This is a genomic window from Microcoleus sp. N3A4 (genome assembly GCF_036701805.1).
In the GTDB taxonomy this organism is placed as follows: Bacteria; Cyanobacteriota; Cyanobacteriia; order Cyanobacteriales; family Microcoleaceae; genus Microcoleus.
Genome location: NZ_JAUBRJ010000003.1, coordinates 50,420 through 65,109, shown reverse-complemented (window position 1 = coordinate 65,109; position 14,690 = coordinate 50,420). Strand labels below are relative to the sequence as shown.

General features: G+C 42.3%; 10 protein-coding genes. 4 read left to right on the top strand and 6 right to left on the bottom strand.

Annotated features, from left to right (window positions below; all coding sequences use genetic code 11):
• Positions 1 to 22: 22 nt before the first annotated feature.
• Both QUA56_RS02645 and QUA56_RS02640 read right to left on the bottom strand, forming a co-directional pair.
• Positions 23 to 4,054: a tetratricopeptide repeat protein gene (locus QUA56_RS02645; protein ID WP_333352825.1), complete on the bottom strand. Its 4,032-nt coding sequence runs from the start codon at positions 4,052 to 4,054 to the stop codon at positions 23 to 25.
• Positions 4,055 to 4,181: 127 nt separating this feature from the next.
• Positions 4,182 to 5,273, bottom strand: coding sequence for a tetratricopeptide repeat protein (locus QUA56_RS02640; RefSeq protein WP_333352822.1), 1,092 nt, complete (start codon positions 5,271 to 5,273; stop codon positions 4,182 to 4,184).
• Between the two features lie 160 nt (positions 5,274 to 5,433).
• On the opposite strand from QUA56_RS02640, the gene QUA56_RS02635 reads away from it, so the two are divergent.
• From QUA56_RS02635 to QUA56_RS02620, 4 genes are all read left to right on the top strand, one after another.
• Entirely contained in the window at positions 5,434 to 6,285 is an 852-nt protein-coding gene (locus QUA56_RS02635) for a class I SAM-dependent methyltransferase (RefSeq protein WP_333352820.1), read from the top strand.
• A 56-nt stretch (positions 6,286 to 6,341) separates the two neighbouring features.
• Positions 6,342 to 7,598, top strand: a complete 1,257-nt coding sequence (locus tag QUA56_RS02630) for a glycosyltransferase family 4 protein (protein ID WP_333352816.1) — start codon at positions 6,342 to 6,344, stop codon at positions 7,596 to 7,598.
• A 67-nt stretch (positions 7,599 to 7,665) separates the two neighbouring features.
• A complete protein-coding gene (locus QUA56_RS02625) occupies positions 7,666 to 8,919 on the top strand; it encodes a glycosyltransferase (RefSeq protein WP_333352813.1) in 1,254 nt (417 codons plus the stop codon).
• Between the two features lie 43 nt (positions 8,920 to 8,962).
• Entirely contained in the window at positions 8,963 to 10,168 is a 1,206-nt protein-coding gene (locus QUA56_RS02620; protein ID WP_333352811.1) for a glycosyltransferase family 4 protein, read from the top strand.
• 57 nt (positions 10,169 to 10,225) lie between these two features.
• On the opposite strand, the gene QUA56_RS02615 is transcribed toward QUA56_RS02620, so the two are convergent.
• From QUA56_RS02615 to QUA56_RS02600, 4 genes are all read right to left on the bottom strand, one after another.
• The gene (locus tag QUA56_RS02615) at positions 10,226 to 11,179 is read right to left on the bottom strand and encodes a DUF4214 domain-containing protein (protein WP_333352809.1); all 954 of its coding nucleotides are present in this window, start codon (positions 11,177 to 11,179) and stop codon (positions 10,226 to 10,228) included.
• Positions 11,180 to 11,189: 10 nt separating this feature from the next.
• Positions 11,190 to 11,450 carry a DUF4214 domain-containing protein gene (locus QUA56_RS02610; protein ID WP_333352806.1) on the bottom strand — a complete coding sequence of 87 codons (261 nt, stop codon included), beginning with the start codon at positions 11,448 to 11,450 and terminating at the stop codon, positions 11,190 to 11,192.
• A 93-nt stretch (positions 11,451 to 11,543) separates the two neighbouring features.
• The gene (locus QUA56_RS02605; RefSeq protein ID WP_333352803.1) at positions 11,544 to 14,246 is read right to left on the bottom strand and encodes a tetratricopeptide repeat protein; all 2,703 of its coding nucleotides are present in this window, start codon (positions 14,244 to 14,246) and stop codon (positions 11,544 to 11,546) included.
• Positions 14,247 to 14,395: 149 nt separating this feature from the next.
• On the bottom strand, positions 14,396 to 14,656 hold the full coding sequence (locus QUA56_RS02600) for a hypothetical protein (protein ID WP_333352800.1): 261 nt from the start codon (positions 14,654 to 14,656) through the stop codon (positions 14,396 to 14,398).
• Between the last annotated feature and the right edge of the window lie 34 nt (positions 14,657 to 14,690).

Genomic DNA, 14,690 nt, shown 5'->3' with positions numbered 1-14,690 from the left:
TCGCTCGTATTTGGGAACATTATTAGCGATCTTTACTTAACTTTTCTATTAGTTTAACCGCTTCATTATAAATTACTTTCCAATCACAATCATAATTGCAGTCGGCATAATCAACTACACTATCATTTGGTATAAACACTTGTGGTATTAGCTTGTCAAAATAGGGTAGCTCTGAACGTCCCGACTGAAGTTTTCTGACATCCTGATAATTGAGAACTTGAGTGTGTGCGTGCAACACCCCTGGTTTGTTAGCTATCCATGAGGGATAGATCAGTCCAGCCCCTACTGGTGATATGTGCAAATCTATAGCCTTAGCCCAAACGACTGTTTCATAAGTTGTAGCACCGATAGCGCTGAATGTAGCGATCGCGGGATCTATCACAGAAAGTATTTTTGCCATTACTGCTTTTTCACTTTCTATCATAGACCAACTGCTACTAAGAGAATCTTCTTTACCACTCAGAGACCACCCATCAAACACAACTCCCAAATTCGGAAAATCCGAATACAGACTGTTGATAATATTTGCTATTCCTTCTACCTGACCTAGCCATACTCTGCTACTGGTGCGAATTTGGACACCCAAAAGCGGAAAACACTCCTTAGCTCTTTCCATTTCTTTCAAACAATCAGGAGTGCATTTTTTAAATGAAACATCACAGATTCTGTTTATTAACGACTCTTCTATAAATCTCGCATTAGCCCTAAACGCAACATAATTATTGTCCACTACTGTTTTAAAAACATCCCAAACATCATTAACATAAGTCAAATTTCCAGGCAGAATTTCTGGAAAAACATCTCCTATACTGAAGTATTCGCCAGGACCAATTAAAAATTTATCTACCTTGGATAATATACCACTTTTATAGAGACTGTCAATAGCTGCCATGTCCTGCCATAAATAATGCCCTATGTTGAAACCTAAACCTACAACATCAACTACTTTTTTTTCGGAATTTTCTAAATAATATTTGACTTTTGACCAATAACTAACCATATAACTCTTGAACTTATTTATACTTTGTTCGGGACGGGCAAAAGGTACTAATACGTGACTGAAATTAATAATTAGCTCTTGTTTTGGCAAATAAATCAAAAGCTTTTCTCCCATAGGACAGCCATGCATCAAATAGAATATTTCGCTGCCGACAAAGCGATAAATAAAACCCTGCAAGTCGTGATGCCCGATCTCCTGATGATTGATGACAAAGGACTGATTAGATCTAATTACCTTGCCACTGAAAGGGCAAACTGAATAAATATAACCGGTTTCTACTAGAACTTGTTGGTAAGGAAGAGTGAAGTTGATTTCAGGGATAAGCTTTTTTTGTAGGTCTTCTTCAAAACTATTTATATAGCTTTCTTCCAAAGCAAAGTTGTCTTGTGCTATTAATTGCAGATTCTCTAAGGACAAACCCAGGTTTTCCAAATATTTTTTGTCGTCTTCAGTTAAGAATTGCAGGATGAGAGATCTATATTTGCTTGCTATTTGGAAATATTGAAACGCAGCTTCTGGTTCGGTTTCTGTTAGGTGATCGGGACGATATTCCTCAATATCTTCTGGTTGATTTAAGTGGTTCCAGTTCTTTTCGTAAATTTCGTTATTTTTGTGTGAATCACTTTGATGAATTAAAGTCAGATCTAGAAAGTTCACCGCAAAGAATTGACCTGTTGCCCAAAACCGAACTTCTAAATCTTTGGGACACGCAAAATCTATAAAAAATTCATGTTCTTTTTGATTGGCCAGACAGACATTTTCTTCATAAACTACCCAGCCCTTATTTACAGCAACATCAAACTTAAACCAAAGTTGTTCCGAGCCGTTTCCTTGAATTCCACTAAAATCTGCATTTTCCAGAGCGATCTTAACTCTGTATAACCCAGGTAACAAACTGATATAAGGTCCGTAGCACACTTGACCGTAATTTCCTACCGGGATCACTAGCTGCTTACCAGCTTGTGTTTGCACAAGCTGTCCTGAAATCAGAGTAAAATCTTCTGGGTTAATTCGCCAATTCTTTATCCCATCTAAGTTGCTTAGAAAACATTTGTTGCTGGTGAATTTTGGGTAAAGTTCTACTAGCTGCTGCCATTGGGCGATTGCTTCTACTAATTCACCCTTTTCTGCCAAAATATCGCAAACTTTTAGCAGATTTTGCATCCCTTTTTCTAGTTGCTCTTTGACTTTTATAGTTTCCTTCTTAAGAAGGTAGAGTTGAGTTTCAACTTGTTTAAAATCTCCACCAATTTTAGCCATCAGTTCCGTTTGTCTAGGCTGAAGAAAGTGCCGATACTTGAGGATATTATTTCTCAAAAATTCAGGCACGTCTTTACCCTCTATGTCTCTGACATCGAAATAAAACTCACCTGATGATTCTATCTCCAAGCTTGGCCTACATACGTCATATTTTATTTTTTCAATACCTCTTGCTTGTGAATCATCCCCTTCTTTATGTGCAAAACTTTGCAATTTGTAGCGACGGGATAATTCGGAACCAAACCAACTAAATGACCAGCCACTCTTAACTATGTATGGATGTTCAAAATACCTATCGCTATTGATGTAACCCGATCGTTTGTAACCACCCTCCCCCATGTCTAACCCTGTGTTGATTTTGTCTGAATACCTGACTTTAGTGTAAGTTCTAACTTTGAAGTCTTTATATTTACAAGCAACTGTTCCGCACCACCACTCACTGAAGAGATTATCTAAATGACCGTGATACAAATCTTGAACAAATATGACAAACTCATTATCTTTAAGTAATTCAATAGCTTCACTCAGCTTTTCTTTGCGGGGAATTTCATCACAGTCATTGACTAAGATTATATCCTCATTTTTGCATTCAAGAGAATTTAATACCCTACTTATACAGTTTTTTTGGTGAACGTCAAGAGGCCATGCTTGGAGATGAATCGGTTGACTGTAGTCAATTTCAGGCATATCATCAACAACATAGTGAATGATTTTGTCCTGATACTCAGCAAACTCATGGATAAATTCTTGATAATAAAGAGGCTTGGGGTTGCCACTAAATGTTTTTGTAGCTTCTACTAAAATAAACTTATCTACAACATCCTTGAGTTCTTCTATCCTAATTCTGAGAACATCTAGTTCATTAAAAAAGGCAAAACAGTCATAAATCCGAGGGCGCTTTTGATTAGCTTGCATATTATTGGGATTGAGTTTAAAAGCCTTGTAGTAACAGAGGCTAGCCTCTGTTGCGTTTCCTTGAGCTGCTAGTGCTTCTCCTAAGTTATAGTAAGATTCGTCAGATTTTGGACTCAGTTCAAGACTATGCCGCAAAGTATCGATCGCCCCCTCTAAATCCCCCTGTTTAATTAATAATTCCCCTAAGCGATAATGAGCTTGCACATCATCAGGATTTAACTCAGTAAGGCGGCGATAAGGAGTGATCGCCTCTTCCCATTGCTCAAGTTTTATCAATACTTTCCCTAACTGCAACCAAACTTCCAAGTTATCTGGCTGTATCTGTAGGAGCTTGCGGTATGCTTGCACATCATCTGGATTTAACTCAATCGCTCGGCGATAAGAAGCGATCGCCCCCTCCAAATCTAACTGAGTTCGCTGTTGCAGCAATTCCCCCAGTCTATACTGCATCCAATCCGCCTCTGGGTCAAGCTCGCTAGCACGACGGTAAGCCGTGATCGCCTCATCTAGCTGACCCAATTTTTCTAAACTTTTTCCTAATCCCAGATACGAACCAAAATGCTCCGGATTCAATTCAATCGCTTGACGAAATGCAATGATCGATCCTTCCCATTGCTGTTGTCGCTCTAGGACATCTCCTAAGTGATGATAAGACCAGCAGAAGTCTGGTTTCAGTTCAACTGCTTTACGATAGGCCGTGACTGCTTCCTCCAATTTTCCCAGTCTAGCTAAAGCTTCCCCCAAGTAGTGATAAGCCCAAGACTGATTTGGTTCTAACTCAATGACGATATGGAAGGATGCGATCGCCTCTTCGAAAAGACCTTCTTCTAGAAATTGAGTTCCTTTATTGAATTGAGTCATCGCCGTTTCCATGTTCATAAGTGAGGTCTGCCGGATGGATCTACAGAGTAAGGAAGCAAATTGTCCATTGGAGGGTATGACAAGAATTTATCCATGCTTTTTTACAAGCGACTTAAAAAAAGTTAATTAGCTTTCTCATCGTTGATTAAGCCGTTTTTTCAATAAACACTTGAAATGAAATATGAAGAAGATTGAGCTTATTAGCAAAAAATTTCAAGAAAACATCTACACCATCCTTAACTCCTCCACCCAGCCCATAATCATCAAAAATTACCAAACCCCCTACTTTAAGAAGTCCCCAAGCCAGTATTGCATCCACCAAGACATCTTCCGCCTCATGAGAGCCATCGACATAGATTAAATCGTAGTAATTCATGGGTAGTAAACGCATTATATCAGAGGATAAACCAACTTTCTTAATCACCTTCTCAGGATTACTAGTTAGGAATACATTAACATCAAAACACGCTTGACAAAGAAGTAGTATCGGCCGCTCCATGTTTTGATGTTCTACACCTCCCTGCCAAGTATCTACACAAGTAATTCTTGCAGATTCGTGGGTAAGAATGTTATCTAACAACCAGCAAGTTGACCTACCTTCCCAACTTCCTATTTCCAAAACATTTACTTCAGGAAGATTCACAAACCTAGTCAAATATTTTTGCCAATTTGGAATATTGTGACTGAACCAATCTGTAGTATAATAATAACCTTTGTTTCTGATATGGCGTTTGTATGCCAATCTGTCTAATTCCACACAAATTTGCTGTCGCCGCAATTGTGCTTGTTGAATTTCGGCATCAATTTCTTGCATCTGCAACTTGGCTTGATCTATATCTGTCGTAAGTTGATTTTCATTTTCTGCGTTACCTTCTGAACTATGGTTGAATTCGATTGCCCGTCGATAACAAGCAATTGCACCCTCTAAGTCACCTTGTTTTGATAAAGCTTTCCCTAACTGCAACCAGACTTCCCAGTTATCTGGTTGAATCTCTAGGATATTGCGGTAAGCCTGCACGTCATCGGGATTTAGCTCTATGGCGCGGCGGTAAGCTGCGATCGCTTCCTCGAATTGACCAAGTTTTGCTAGAGCTTCCCCTAAATTGTGGTGAGACCAAGAGTGGTCAGGATTTAGCTCAATGGCACGGTGGTAAGCCGCGATCGCCTCCTCCAGATTGCCTGACTCTAGAAGTCGATTGCCTTTATCTAATTCCGTTACAGCCGAATCTGCGCTCATTAATCGATTACTTTTTTCTCAGTTTATTGATTTTATCACGTTGAGAATTTAAACTCAACAGCGTTCCACCCAGTAACACTCGATCCATTGTACAATAAATAGTTGTACAATTTTGTCGCCTAGTTCTAAACACTAAGCTGTGATTCCCACATATAATAATTTGAACTCCCAGAATCCGGAGCGCAAGCGCCTGCCATCAGTCATCGACCAAGAACCCAGCCTCACCAATCCCGTTTCGCAAATGGCTACTGAGGCCCAGTGTCGCTCCGATGCCTTCTACTATTGGTGTCAGGAAACTCGTCTGCCGCACGAGCCAATATTTCATCGAAAACTGTGGGAGTACGCCTATATCCTTCAGTGTCTTTCCGAGACGGGGATGATGTCACCGGGCAGGCGCGGGCTAGGCTTTGGTGTCGGCAAGGAACCGTTAGTGGCTGTAATGGCTGCACGAGGCTGCCAAGTGGTGGCCACAGACTTAGATTCAGAGGAGGCAACGAAGCAGGGATGGGCTAGTACCGGTCAATATGCAGCCACGCTAGAGGCACTTAACGATCGCGGCATTTGCCCCTTGGAACGATTCGCCTCCCATGTGACTTACCGCGTCGCGGACATGAATAAGATAGATGCGGATTTGGTCGGCTTTGATTTTGTCTATTCGTCTTGCGCTTTCGAGCACCTCGGCTCGATCGAACTGGGGCTGCAATTTGTCAAAAATAGCCTTAAGTGCCTGCGTCCGGGCGGAATAGCAGTACACACCACCGAATTTAACGTTCTTTCTAATGACGAGACGATCGACCACCAACAGACTGTACTTTTTCGACGGCAGGACATCGACAGACTCGCTGCAGATTTGACCGGCCAAGGACACGAAATAGTCCTCAATTACAACACAGGAAGCGGGCCATTCGATCGTCACATAGACGTACCGCCCTGGTCGGGGATACACTTAAAGCTTCAGTTAGAACAATATGTCACAACATCCTTGGGGCTGCTCATTCAAAAGGCTTCATAGATTAAATCGTTTTTCAATCCTATTCAGACATTTCTACTCAGCAAAAAACAAGACGAATGTTAAATCATCAACAAAATAATTCTTTGGGTGTAAATTTAGCAGGTCATATCACCGGTGATTTTGGACTGGCGGAAGCCGCTAGAGGAAATCTCAGAGCCCTAGAAGCAGCCAGAATTCCCTTGGCAGTTAAAGATCTAAAAGTAGATTGGCTACCCAACTCCGATACCACCTACAAAAACTTTTCCGACGACAATCCTTATCCAATCAATATAGTCCAAACCAACCCCAATTGGGTTGAGCAGATTTTAGCAGGATACTTTCCCGGCATTGGTTCTGAATATTTCAAAGGGAAATACAATATAGGAGTTTGGCTGTGGGAATTGCCAGTTTTTCCCTCTGAATGGCAGTGGGCTTTTGATTTATTTGATGAAATTTGGACTACCAGTAATTTTTGTGCAGAAGCATTTTCGGCTGTCTCCCAAGTTCCTGTACTCAAAATTCCTGTGAGTCTTGCCTTGCCGCAACCATTATTAACAAGAGAAAAGCTCAACTTACCCAAAGATAAGTTTATTTTTCTATTCATGTTTGACTTTGGGAGTTCCTTTGAACGAAAAAATCCCTTTGCCACCGTTGAGGCGTTTAAACGGGCTTTTGGTAAATCCAATCAAGATGTTTTGCTCGTTCTCAAGTTTGCCAATGCTCATCTTTTTCCGCAACGGCGACAGGAACTAATTGATTTGGCTGAGGGTTGGTCATCTCTTCAGTTTATAGATGGACATTTGCAAAAAGAAGAGATTCATGCTTTGGTTAATAGTTGTAACTGTTATGTGTCTCTGCATCGGGCTGAGGGCTTCGGTTTAACAATGTCGGAAGCGATGTACTACGGCAAGCCAGTAATAGCCACCGCCTATTCATCTAATATGGAATTTATGAATGTTGGCAATAGTTTTCCGGTTAAATACGAACTGGTGACAACAACTGAAGATTATGGAGCTTACCCCAAAGGCAGTGTCTGGGCGGAACCAGATATTGCTCATGCTGCGTCTCTCATGCAGTCTGTATTTGAGAATTATCAGGAAGCTCAGAAAACAGGAAAAATAGCAGCCAAGGAAATCAGGTCTTTATTAAATCCTCAAGCTGTAGGTATAAAAATAAAAAATCGCCTTGAATTTATCAGGGCACATCTAAATCATACCCAAGTGTCAAATCGGTTCCATGAACTTCAGACAGAAAGAGATTTATTGGCTCGTCAAGCCCAAGCTTGGAGGCAGACAGCATTACAGGTACAGAAAGAGTTAGCAAACTACTCTTAATTTCAACGATAAGAACCCTGAATTCTCAAGCATTTATTCGAGATATTTCTTAAGTAAAAGACGAACAATGTTAAATCAAACAATAGATTCTAATTTCGGCATCAATTTTATCGGACACCTGAGCGGTGAATATGGTCTGGGAGAAGGTTCGAGGGCCACTCTCAGAGCGATCGAAGCGGCTGGAATTCCCTTTGCACTCAAAGATATTAAAGTAGATTGGCATCGAAATTTAGATAACAGCTACACAAGTTTTTCCGAGCAAAATCCCTATCCCATTAACCTGATTCACACTTTGCCAGAACCCGTTGTTTTCAACATGGTAGATCGCGAATGCTTTAAAGGTCGATACAATATTGGCTTCTGGGCTTGGGAACTGCCGATATTTCCTCCAGGATGGCTGTACGCTTTTTCTTTATTTGACGAGATATGGACTTATAGCAATTACTGTGCTGAAGCCATCGCGCCCGTATCCCCCGTCCCTGTGATTAAGATGATGTCCAGCCTTGAATTTCCCGAACCGTCATTTGATAGAGAACAATTAGGATTACCCCAAGACAAATTTATTTTTTTGTTCATGTTTGACTTCCACAGTACCATAGGTCGCAAAAATCCTTTTGCTACTTTGGAGGCATTTAAGCGAGCTTTTGCTCAATCGAATGAAGATGTCTTACTGGTACTCAAGTTTTCTAATGGCAGCTTTTTCCCCAAAGAGCGAGACCAACTCAAAGCGCAAGCAGCAGGCTGGCCAGTTCATTTTATAGATGGGCATTTAAAGAGAGAAGAACTTCATGCTTTAGTTGCCAATTGCGACTGCTATGTTTCCCTGCACCGGGCCGAAGGGTTTGGTTTGACAATGGCGGAAGCGATGTACTACGGCAAACCAGTAATCGCGACTGGCTACTCATCTAATATGGAATTTATGAATGTCGGCAATAGTTTTCCAGTAAAATATGACATAGTGACGCTGACAGAAGATTATGGGCCTTACTTTAAAGGCAATTACTGGGCAGATCCCCATATAGATCATGCAGCATCATTAATGCAGTATGTTGTGGAAAATCCCCAGGAAGCACAACAACTAGGAGCGAGAGCTGCTCAAGAAATTAAGTCTTTACTGAGTCCTCAACTTCAAGGCATCAAAATCAAAAATCGGTTGGAAATCATTAGAAACAGGATGAACCAATCTACAAACTGGTCAACTCGCATCCATCAGATGCAGCAAGAGATGGCTTTTGCCCAGTCCCAAACCCAAGTTTGGCGGCAGACAACACAGCAAGTTCAATCTGAACTAGCGCAACACCACAGGCGTGCTAAGATTTAAAAAGTTTAATTTACTGTAGATATTTGTTATTAGGAGTTCAATCATGTTCAATAACACAAATTTTAAGTTTGGAGTTAATATTATCGGTCATGTGAGTGGCGAGTTTGGTTTGGGCGGGGGTGTGCGAGGTACTATCAGAGCGATAGAAGCAGCTAATATTCCTTTTACAATCAAGGATCTGAAAGAAGATTCGCAACGCAACTTAGATTCTACATACACCAATTTTTCTAGCGATCATTCTTATCCCATTAATATCGTCCATACCAACCCGCACGAATCCTTGTTGAATTCTATCGATCCGGAATATTTTAATAATCGCTATAATATTGGTTTTTGGATTTGGGAACTTCCGGTATTTCCTGATTTTTTTATGGGAGCTTTTAATCGATTTGATGAGGTGTGGACTTACAGTAATTACACTGCTGAAACGATTTCCGATGTCTCGCCTCTTCCCGTTGTCAAATTACCACCTAGCATTTATTTACCGCCCAACGAGTTGGGGAGAGAATCTTTAGAATTACCTAAAGAAAAATTTATTTTTCTGTTCATGTTCGACATGGGTAGCGGTTTTGAGCGAAAAAATCCTTTTGCTACCATTGAGGCGTTTAAAAAAGCTTTTGGGAAGTCTAATGAAGATGTTTTACTGATTATTAAGTTTCGACCTCATCCTTATTATCAAAATCAGTACGATCAACTAAAAGCAATGACAGAAGACTGGCCGTCTATTCAACTTATCGAAGGGCATTTGAGCAAGGAAGAAGTTCATGGCTTAGTAGATAATTGTAACTGCTATGTATCGCTACATCGGGCTGAGGGTTTTGGTTTGACTATGGCGGAAGCAATGTATTACGGCAAGCCAGTCATAGCTACCGCTTATTCATCCAATACCGATTTTATGAATGTCGGCAATAGTTTTTTGGTGAAATACGATCTAGTGGCAACGACTGAAGCTTATGGGCTTTACCCAAAAGGTAGTATCTGGGCTGAGCCGGATATCGATCATACAGCTTCGCTCATGCAGTATGTTTTTGAAAATTATCCGCAAGCACAGCAAGTAGGAGCGAGAGCCGCTCACGAGATTAGGTCTTTATTCCATCCAGAGGTTATTGGTCAAAAAATTAGACATCGCCTGGAATATATTATGAGGACAATAGAAGAAAAAAAGTTGTTTGAATCGCAAGCTCAAGCTTGGAAGCAAGCGGCGCTTCAAGCTCAGAGAGAACTAGACAGAGCAAGGCTTCAATTTTGATATTAGCAACTGGCTGGCATCAGCGATTATTTATGGTGCGTCTTCTGATAAATTAGCCTACAAATCTTCCGCTCGCATACAGCAAATGTAGAAACAATAAGAATTATCTGGATTATCATTTAAAAGTTGGCTGTGAAGAAATTCATGGTTGAGAGTTTCCTGGCTTGAGCTTTCAATGGATTGTGAGAGATCAATAATACCCTTCGTCTCCACTATTTTGAAATTATGCTTCTCCAAAAGCTTGCACAAATCATCGAAATAGTATTCTAGCTTGTGTTCAGGATGAATATAATTATTGGGAAACTGTAGCTTGGTAGCTTTCCTATTAGGAGTGTCAAGAGCAAACTTACCACCAGACTTTAATAATTTATAAACTTGGTCAAATAGTTTTTCTGCTTCTTCTGTGGTGATGTGTTCGATTGACTCTCCGGACCAAACTAAGTCAAAACTATTTTCTTGAAAGCAGCTTAAGTCTGTCATGCTTCCATAAACATATTCAATATTGCAATTTTGGTGCTTAACTTTTATTGGCCACTCTGGCCCTGGAAACATCATTTTGTCTGGCGGGAAATCTCTAATATATAAATTTTCTGGAAGATGATGATAGCCGAGCTGTAATAAAGCTCCTTTTTTATCTGATGCAGAATAACCTCCCAAATCTAATATCGCATTAGCAGGCGGTAGCAGGGTTCTAACCATTTTCATGCGAGCACTATGAAGTTTATTATCCAAAATAGAGTTGATATTTTCTTCAGTAAAGCCATGATTGCCACCTTCTTCACCTGTCAGCCTTTGTTGAAATTCATGCGCCTCAACCATTTTTTTTATAACAGTAGCTCGAGACGCACCTGTATTGAGTTCGTTTAACCAACCTTCCAGCCCATCAGGATCAGCTTCCCGCTCAAAGATTACCCAATATGCCATCCAGAGATAACTTTTGTCGCTCTTAGCATGAGCGGATAAAGTATTTTGGATACTTTCTTGCAGACGTTTTTCTTGTTCCGGTTTCATGGAGTTTCCTCTAATTTGGACTGGCTTCTAAGCTTGTTACACCTGAAAGGCGTTTTTGAAATTCACTTGACTCAATCATCTTTTTGATGACATCAGCTCGATTTAAACCAGCCTTCATATCGTTTAACCAACCTTCTAATCCATCAGGGTCAGCTTCCCGCTCAAAAATCACCCAATAGGCCATCCAGAGATAACTCTTGTCGCTTTTAGCATGAATAGAGAAAGTCTTTTGGATATTTGATTCTAGACGCTGAGCTTCTTCCGGTGTCATTTTGGTTTCTGTAATTTCGATTGACTTTTGTAGGGTAATAATATTGAGGCTCCGACATTATACTGCGAAATGTAGACCACATGGCAGTCTAAATTAGAAAATCTTGGGTTCTAACTCTAAGGCGTGACGGTAACAAGAACTTGCTTCATCTATTCGCCCTTTTTTGGTCAATACTTCCCCTAAATTATAGTGGAACCAAGAGAAATCAGACTTAAGTTCGATCGCGCGGCGGTAACAAGCGATCGCCCCCTCCAAATCTCCTTGATGGCGCAACATATCCCCTAAATTGTTGTGGATATACGGATCGTCAGGTTTTAACTCGATCGCCCGGCGGTAACAGTTCATCGCTTCTTCTCGCTTACCCTGTGCAACCAGAGCATCCCCTAACAATTGGTAAGGTTTATACTCATTTGGTTGAACCTCAATAGCGCGACGGTAACAAGATATCGCCCGATCCGTATCATTCTTTTGCGCGAAGATCAACCCCAACTGCAAGTGCGCCTCACCGCATTCGGGATTTACCTGCAACGCCATCTGATAAAAGACGATCGCCCCATCCGGCCAACTGTGCCGCACCAAAGCATCAGCCAACTCAACATAAAGGTCAGCATCATTCGGCGCAATCTCCAGCGCCTTGTGGTACAACTGCACGTCATCACGATTCTCCTCAATCGCCCGCCGGTACAAACCCATCGCATCCCGCAAATCCCACTGCGATCGCATCCTCAAAGCATCAGCCAACTTTTGCGAAATCCACGGCAAATCCGCCTGAATTTGCACAGCATGGCGGTAAGCCGCGATCGACTCATCCCACCGTTCCAGCTTCTCAAAAGCCGTCCCCATGTTGTAATAAGTCCACGGAAAATCGCTATTTAACTCGGCAGCGCGCCGGTAAACATCGATCGCTTCCTCCCACCTTTCCAGTTCTAGCAGCACGTCGCCCAACTTGCTCTGCGACCAGAAGAAATTCGGATTAACTTCGTTAGCGCGCCGGTACGCAACAACCGCCTCATCCCACCGTTCCAAATTCACCAGCGATTCTGCTAAATTGTTGTGCGCCCAAAAATGGTCGGGATTAAGTTCGATCGACCTTTGGTAAGCCGAAATTGCCTCTTCCCACCGTTCCAATTTAATCAGCGCGTCTGCTAAATAGTTGTGCGACCAACTGAAATCTGGATTTAATTCTGTTGCTTTGCTGTAAGCCTCTACAGCTTCTTCCCACCGTTCCAACTTCAGCAGCACATCGCCTAAATTGTTGTGAGACCAGCTAAAATCTGGATTTAATTCGATCGCCTTGCGGTAAGCATTTACAGCTTCCTCCCAGCGTTCCAACTTAACCAGCGACTCCGCTAAATTGTTGTGCGACCAAGAAAGTTCGGGATTATTTCTAATGGCGTTGCTGTAAGCATCTACCGCCGCTTCCCACTGTTCTTGATTTCTGAGAATTTCGCCCAATTCGTGATAAGCTGCACCAGCATTTGGGTTCAACTCAACCGCGCGCCGGTAACAGTCAATACCTTGATTTACCTTACCTTGCTCGATCAAAGTTTTGGCTAAATTCTCGTGTTCCTCGGCGGTGCCCGACTTGGGGTCGATCGCAAATGCCCGGTACCAAGCCTCAGCAGCCGCCTCAGACTTTCCTAACTGCGTCAACAGTTTCGCAAAATTGCGAAAAGCGCCGGCAAAATCCGGCTTGAGGGCGATCGCCTTTTCGTAAGCAGAAACCGCTTGCTGCCACTGTTCTTGCTGCGCGCAAATGCTGCCGTAATTAGCGTAAGCTTCGGCATAATTTGGGTTAATTTCTATTGCTTTGACATAGCAACTTTTAGCTTCGTCTATTTTGCCGCCCGCTTGCAGGGCGTTGCCCAGCATTTTGTAAAGCGGTGCTTCCGGCTTAATTTGCAGCGCTTTTTTGCAAGCAGAAATTGCCTGTTCCAATTTCCCCTGAGCAAAATAGCCTTCTGCCAGTATTTTGTATGCTTCTGGATCGTCTATATTAATTGTAGAATTAACTGCCTGCTGCACTGGCGGCTTGACTGGTGGCTTGACTGGCGGCTTGACTGCGGTTGCTGGGGGCTGCTGTTTAACTGCACCGTTTGTTGCAGTTGCACCCGCCAAAGTTTGCTGTCCCTCGCTGCCGTTTCTGGCATTAGCTGCGTTCAGTTCAATAGCTTTGCGATAATATACTGTCGCTTCCTCTAACTTGCCTTGTTTTTTGAGCGCTTCGCCCATATTTTGGTAGGCAGTCGCCACATTAGGATTTAATTTTATGGCGCGATCGTAACAAGCGATCGCTTCGGGGAATTTTTCCTGCCGAAAAAAAGCGTCGCCCATATTCAAGTGTTCCCCAGGCGCTACTTTTTCCGGTTCCAAACTAAATGCTTGATACCAGCACTGCTGCGCTTCTTCCGCTTTGCCAATTTGTCCGAATACTTTTGCTAAATTCCGGTAAACTCCCGCGAAATTCGGCTTAATCGCGATCGCCTTTTGATAAAATCCGATCGCCTCCTGCCATTTTTGCTGCTGCGCGCCAAGGCTGCCCAAATTCGCGTATACTTCCGCAAAATTCGGTTCTATTTCAATCGCTTTAGCGTACCAGTGCCGCGCCTCTTCCATCCTGCCTTGAGCTTGCAGCGCGTTGCCCAAAGTCTTGTAAGCCGGTGCAAAATTGGGGTGAATTTTCAAAGCTTGTTCGCAGGAGGCGATCGCTTCTTCTAATTTTCCTTGGGATAAGTATATTTCTCCCTGTTGGTTAAATTGAACCGCTGTTGATTCTGTACTCACTGTTGATGGCATATGGGCGGCGGCTCCAGAGGCAGGAATTAAATAGGGTTGTCGAAACGTTTCACAATTATACTCGCGTTTGACACTAACACTACCGGGCTTGTTCCCCCAAGTCTTAATTTTTTTGACGGTCGGTGCTGGCGAGAAACCCGGTTTTTAGGCTATTTTTTTGATTTTACTGCTAAATATGTACGAATTAACGTGCTTTCTGGCTCCTTTGCGCGCCAGTCCCGATCGACTTTTGTAGCTTCTGCCCGATCGCAGGTTTTGTAAAGAAAAGTCAAGACTGGTGTTAGCTCGATTCTGGGGATGCGATCGGGTGCTTGCTTGTGGGATGCTTTCTTGTGGGGAGTAGGGGTTGGGCACGGGAGCCCGCCATAAACAAATATTACTAACCGAGCAAGATGTGCGATCGCGCTCAAACAATAACCTTTTTAGCAAAAAACGATCGCCCTT

Bases quoted from the DNA above. Each gene is read 5' to 3' on its own strand.
- QUA56_RS02645 (WP_333352825.1), bottom strand. From the start codon at position 4,054: ATGAACATGGAAACGGCGATGACTCAATTCAATAAAGGAACTCAATTT.
- QUA56_RS02640 (WP_333352822.1), bottom strand. From the start codon at position 5,273: ATGAGCGCAGATTCGGCTGTAACGGAATTAGATAAAGGCAATCGACTT.
- QUA56_RS02630 (WP_333352816.1), top strand. From the start codon at position 6,342: ATGTTAAATCATCAACAAAATAATTCTTTGGGTGTAAATTTAGCAGGT.
- QUA56_RS02625 (WP_333352813.1), top strand. From the start codon at position 7,666: ATGTTAAATCAAACAATAGATTCTAATTTCGGCATCAATTTTATCGGA.
- QUA56_RS02620 (WP_333352811.1), top strand. From the start codon at position 8,963: ATGTTCAATAACACAAATTTTAAGTTTGGAGTTAATATTATCGGTCAT.
- QUA56_RS02615 (WP_333352809.1), bottom strand. From the start codon at position 11,179: ATGAAACCGGAACAAGAAAAACGTCTGCAAGAAAGTATCCAAAATACT.
- QUA56_RS02610 (WP_333352806.1), bottom strand. From the start codon at position 11,450: ATGACACCGGAAGAAGCTCAGCGTCTAGAATCAAATATCCAAAAGACT.
- QUA56_RS02605 (WP_333352803.1), bottom strand. From the start codon at position 14,246: ATGCCATCAACAGTGAGTACAGAATCAACAGCGGTTCAATTTAACCAA.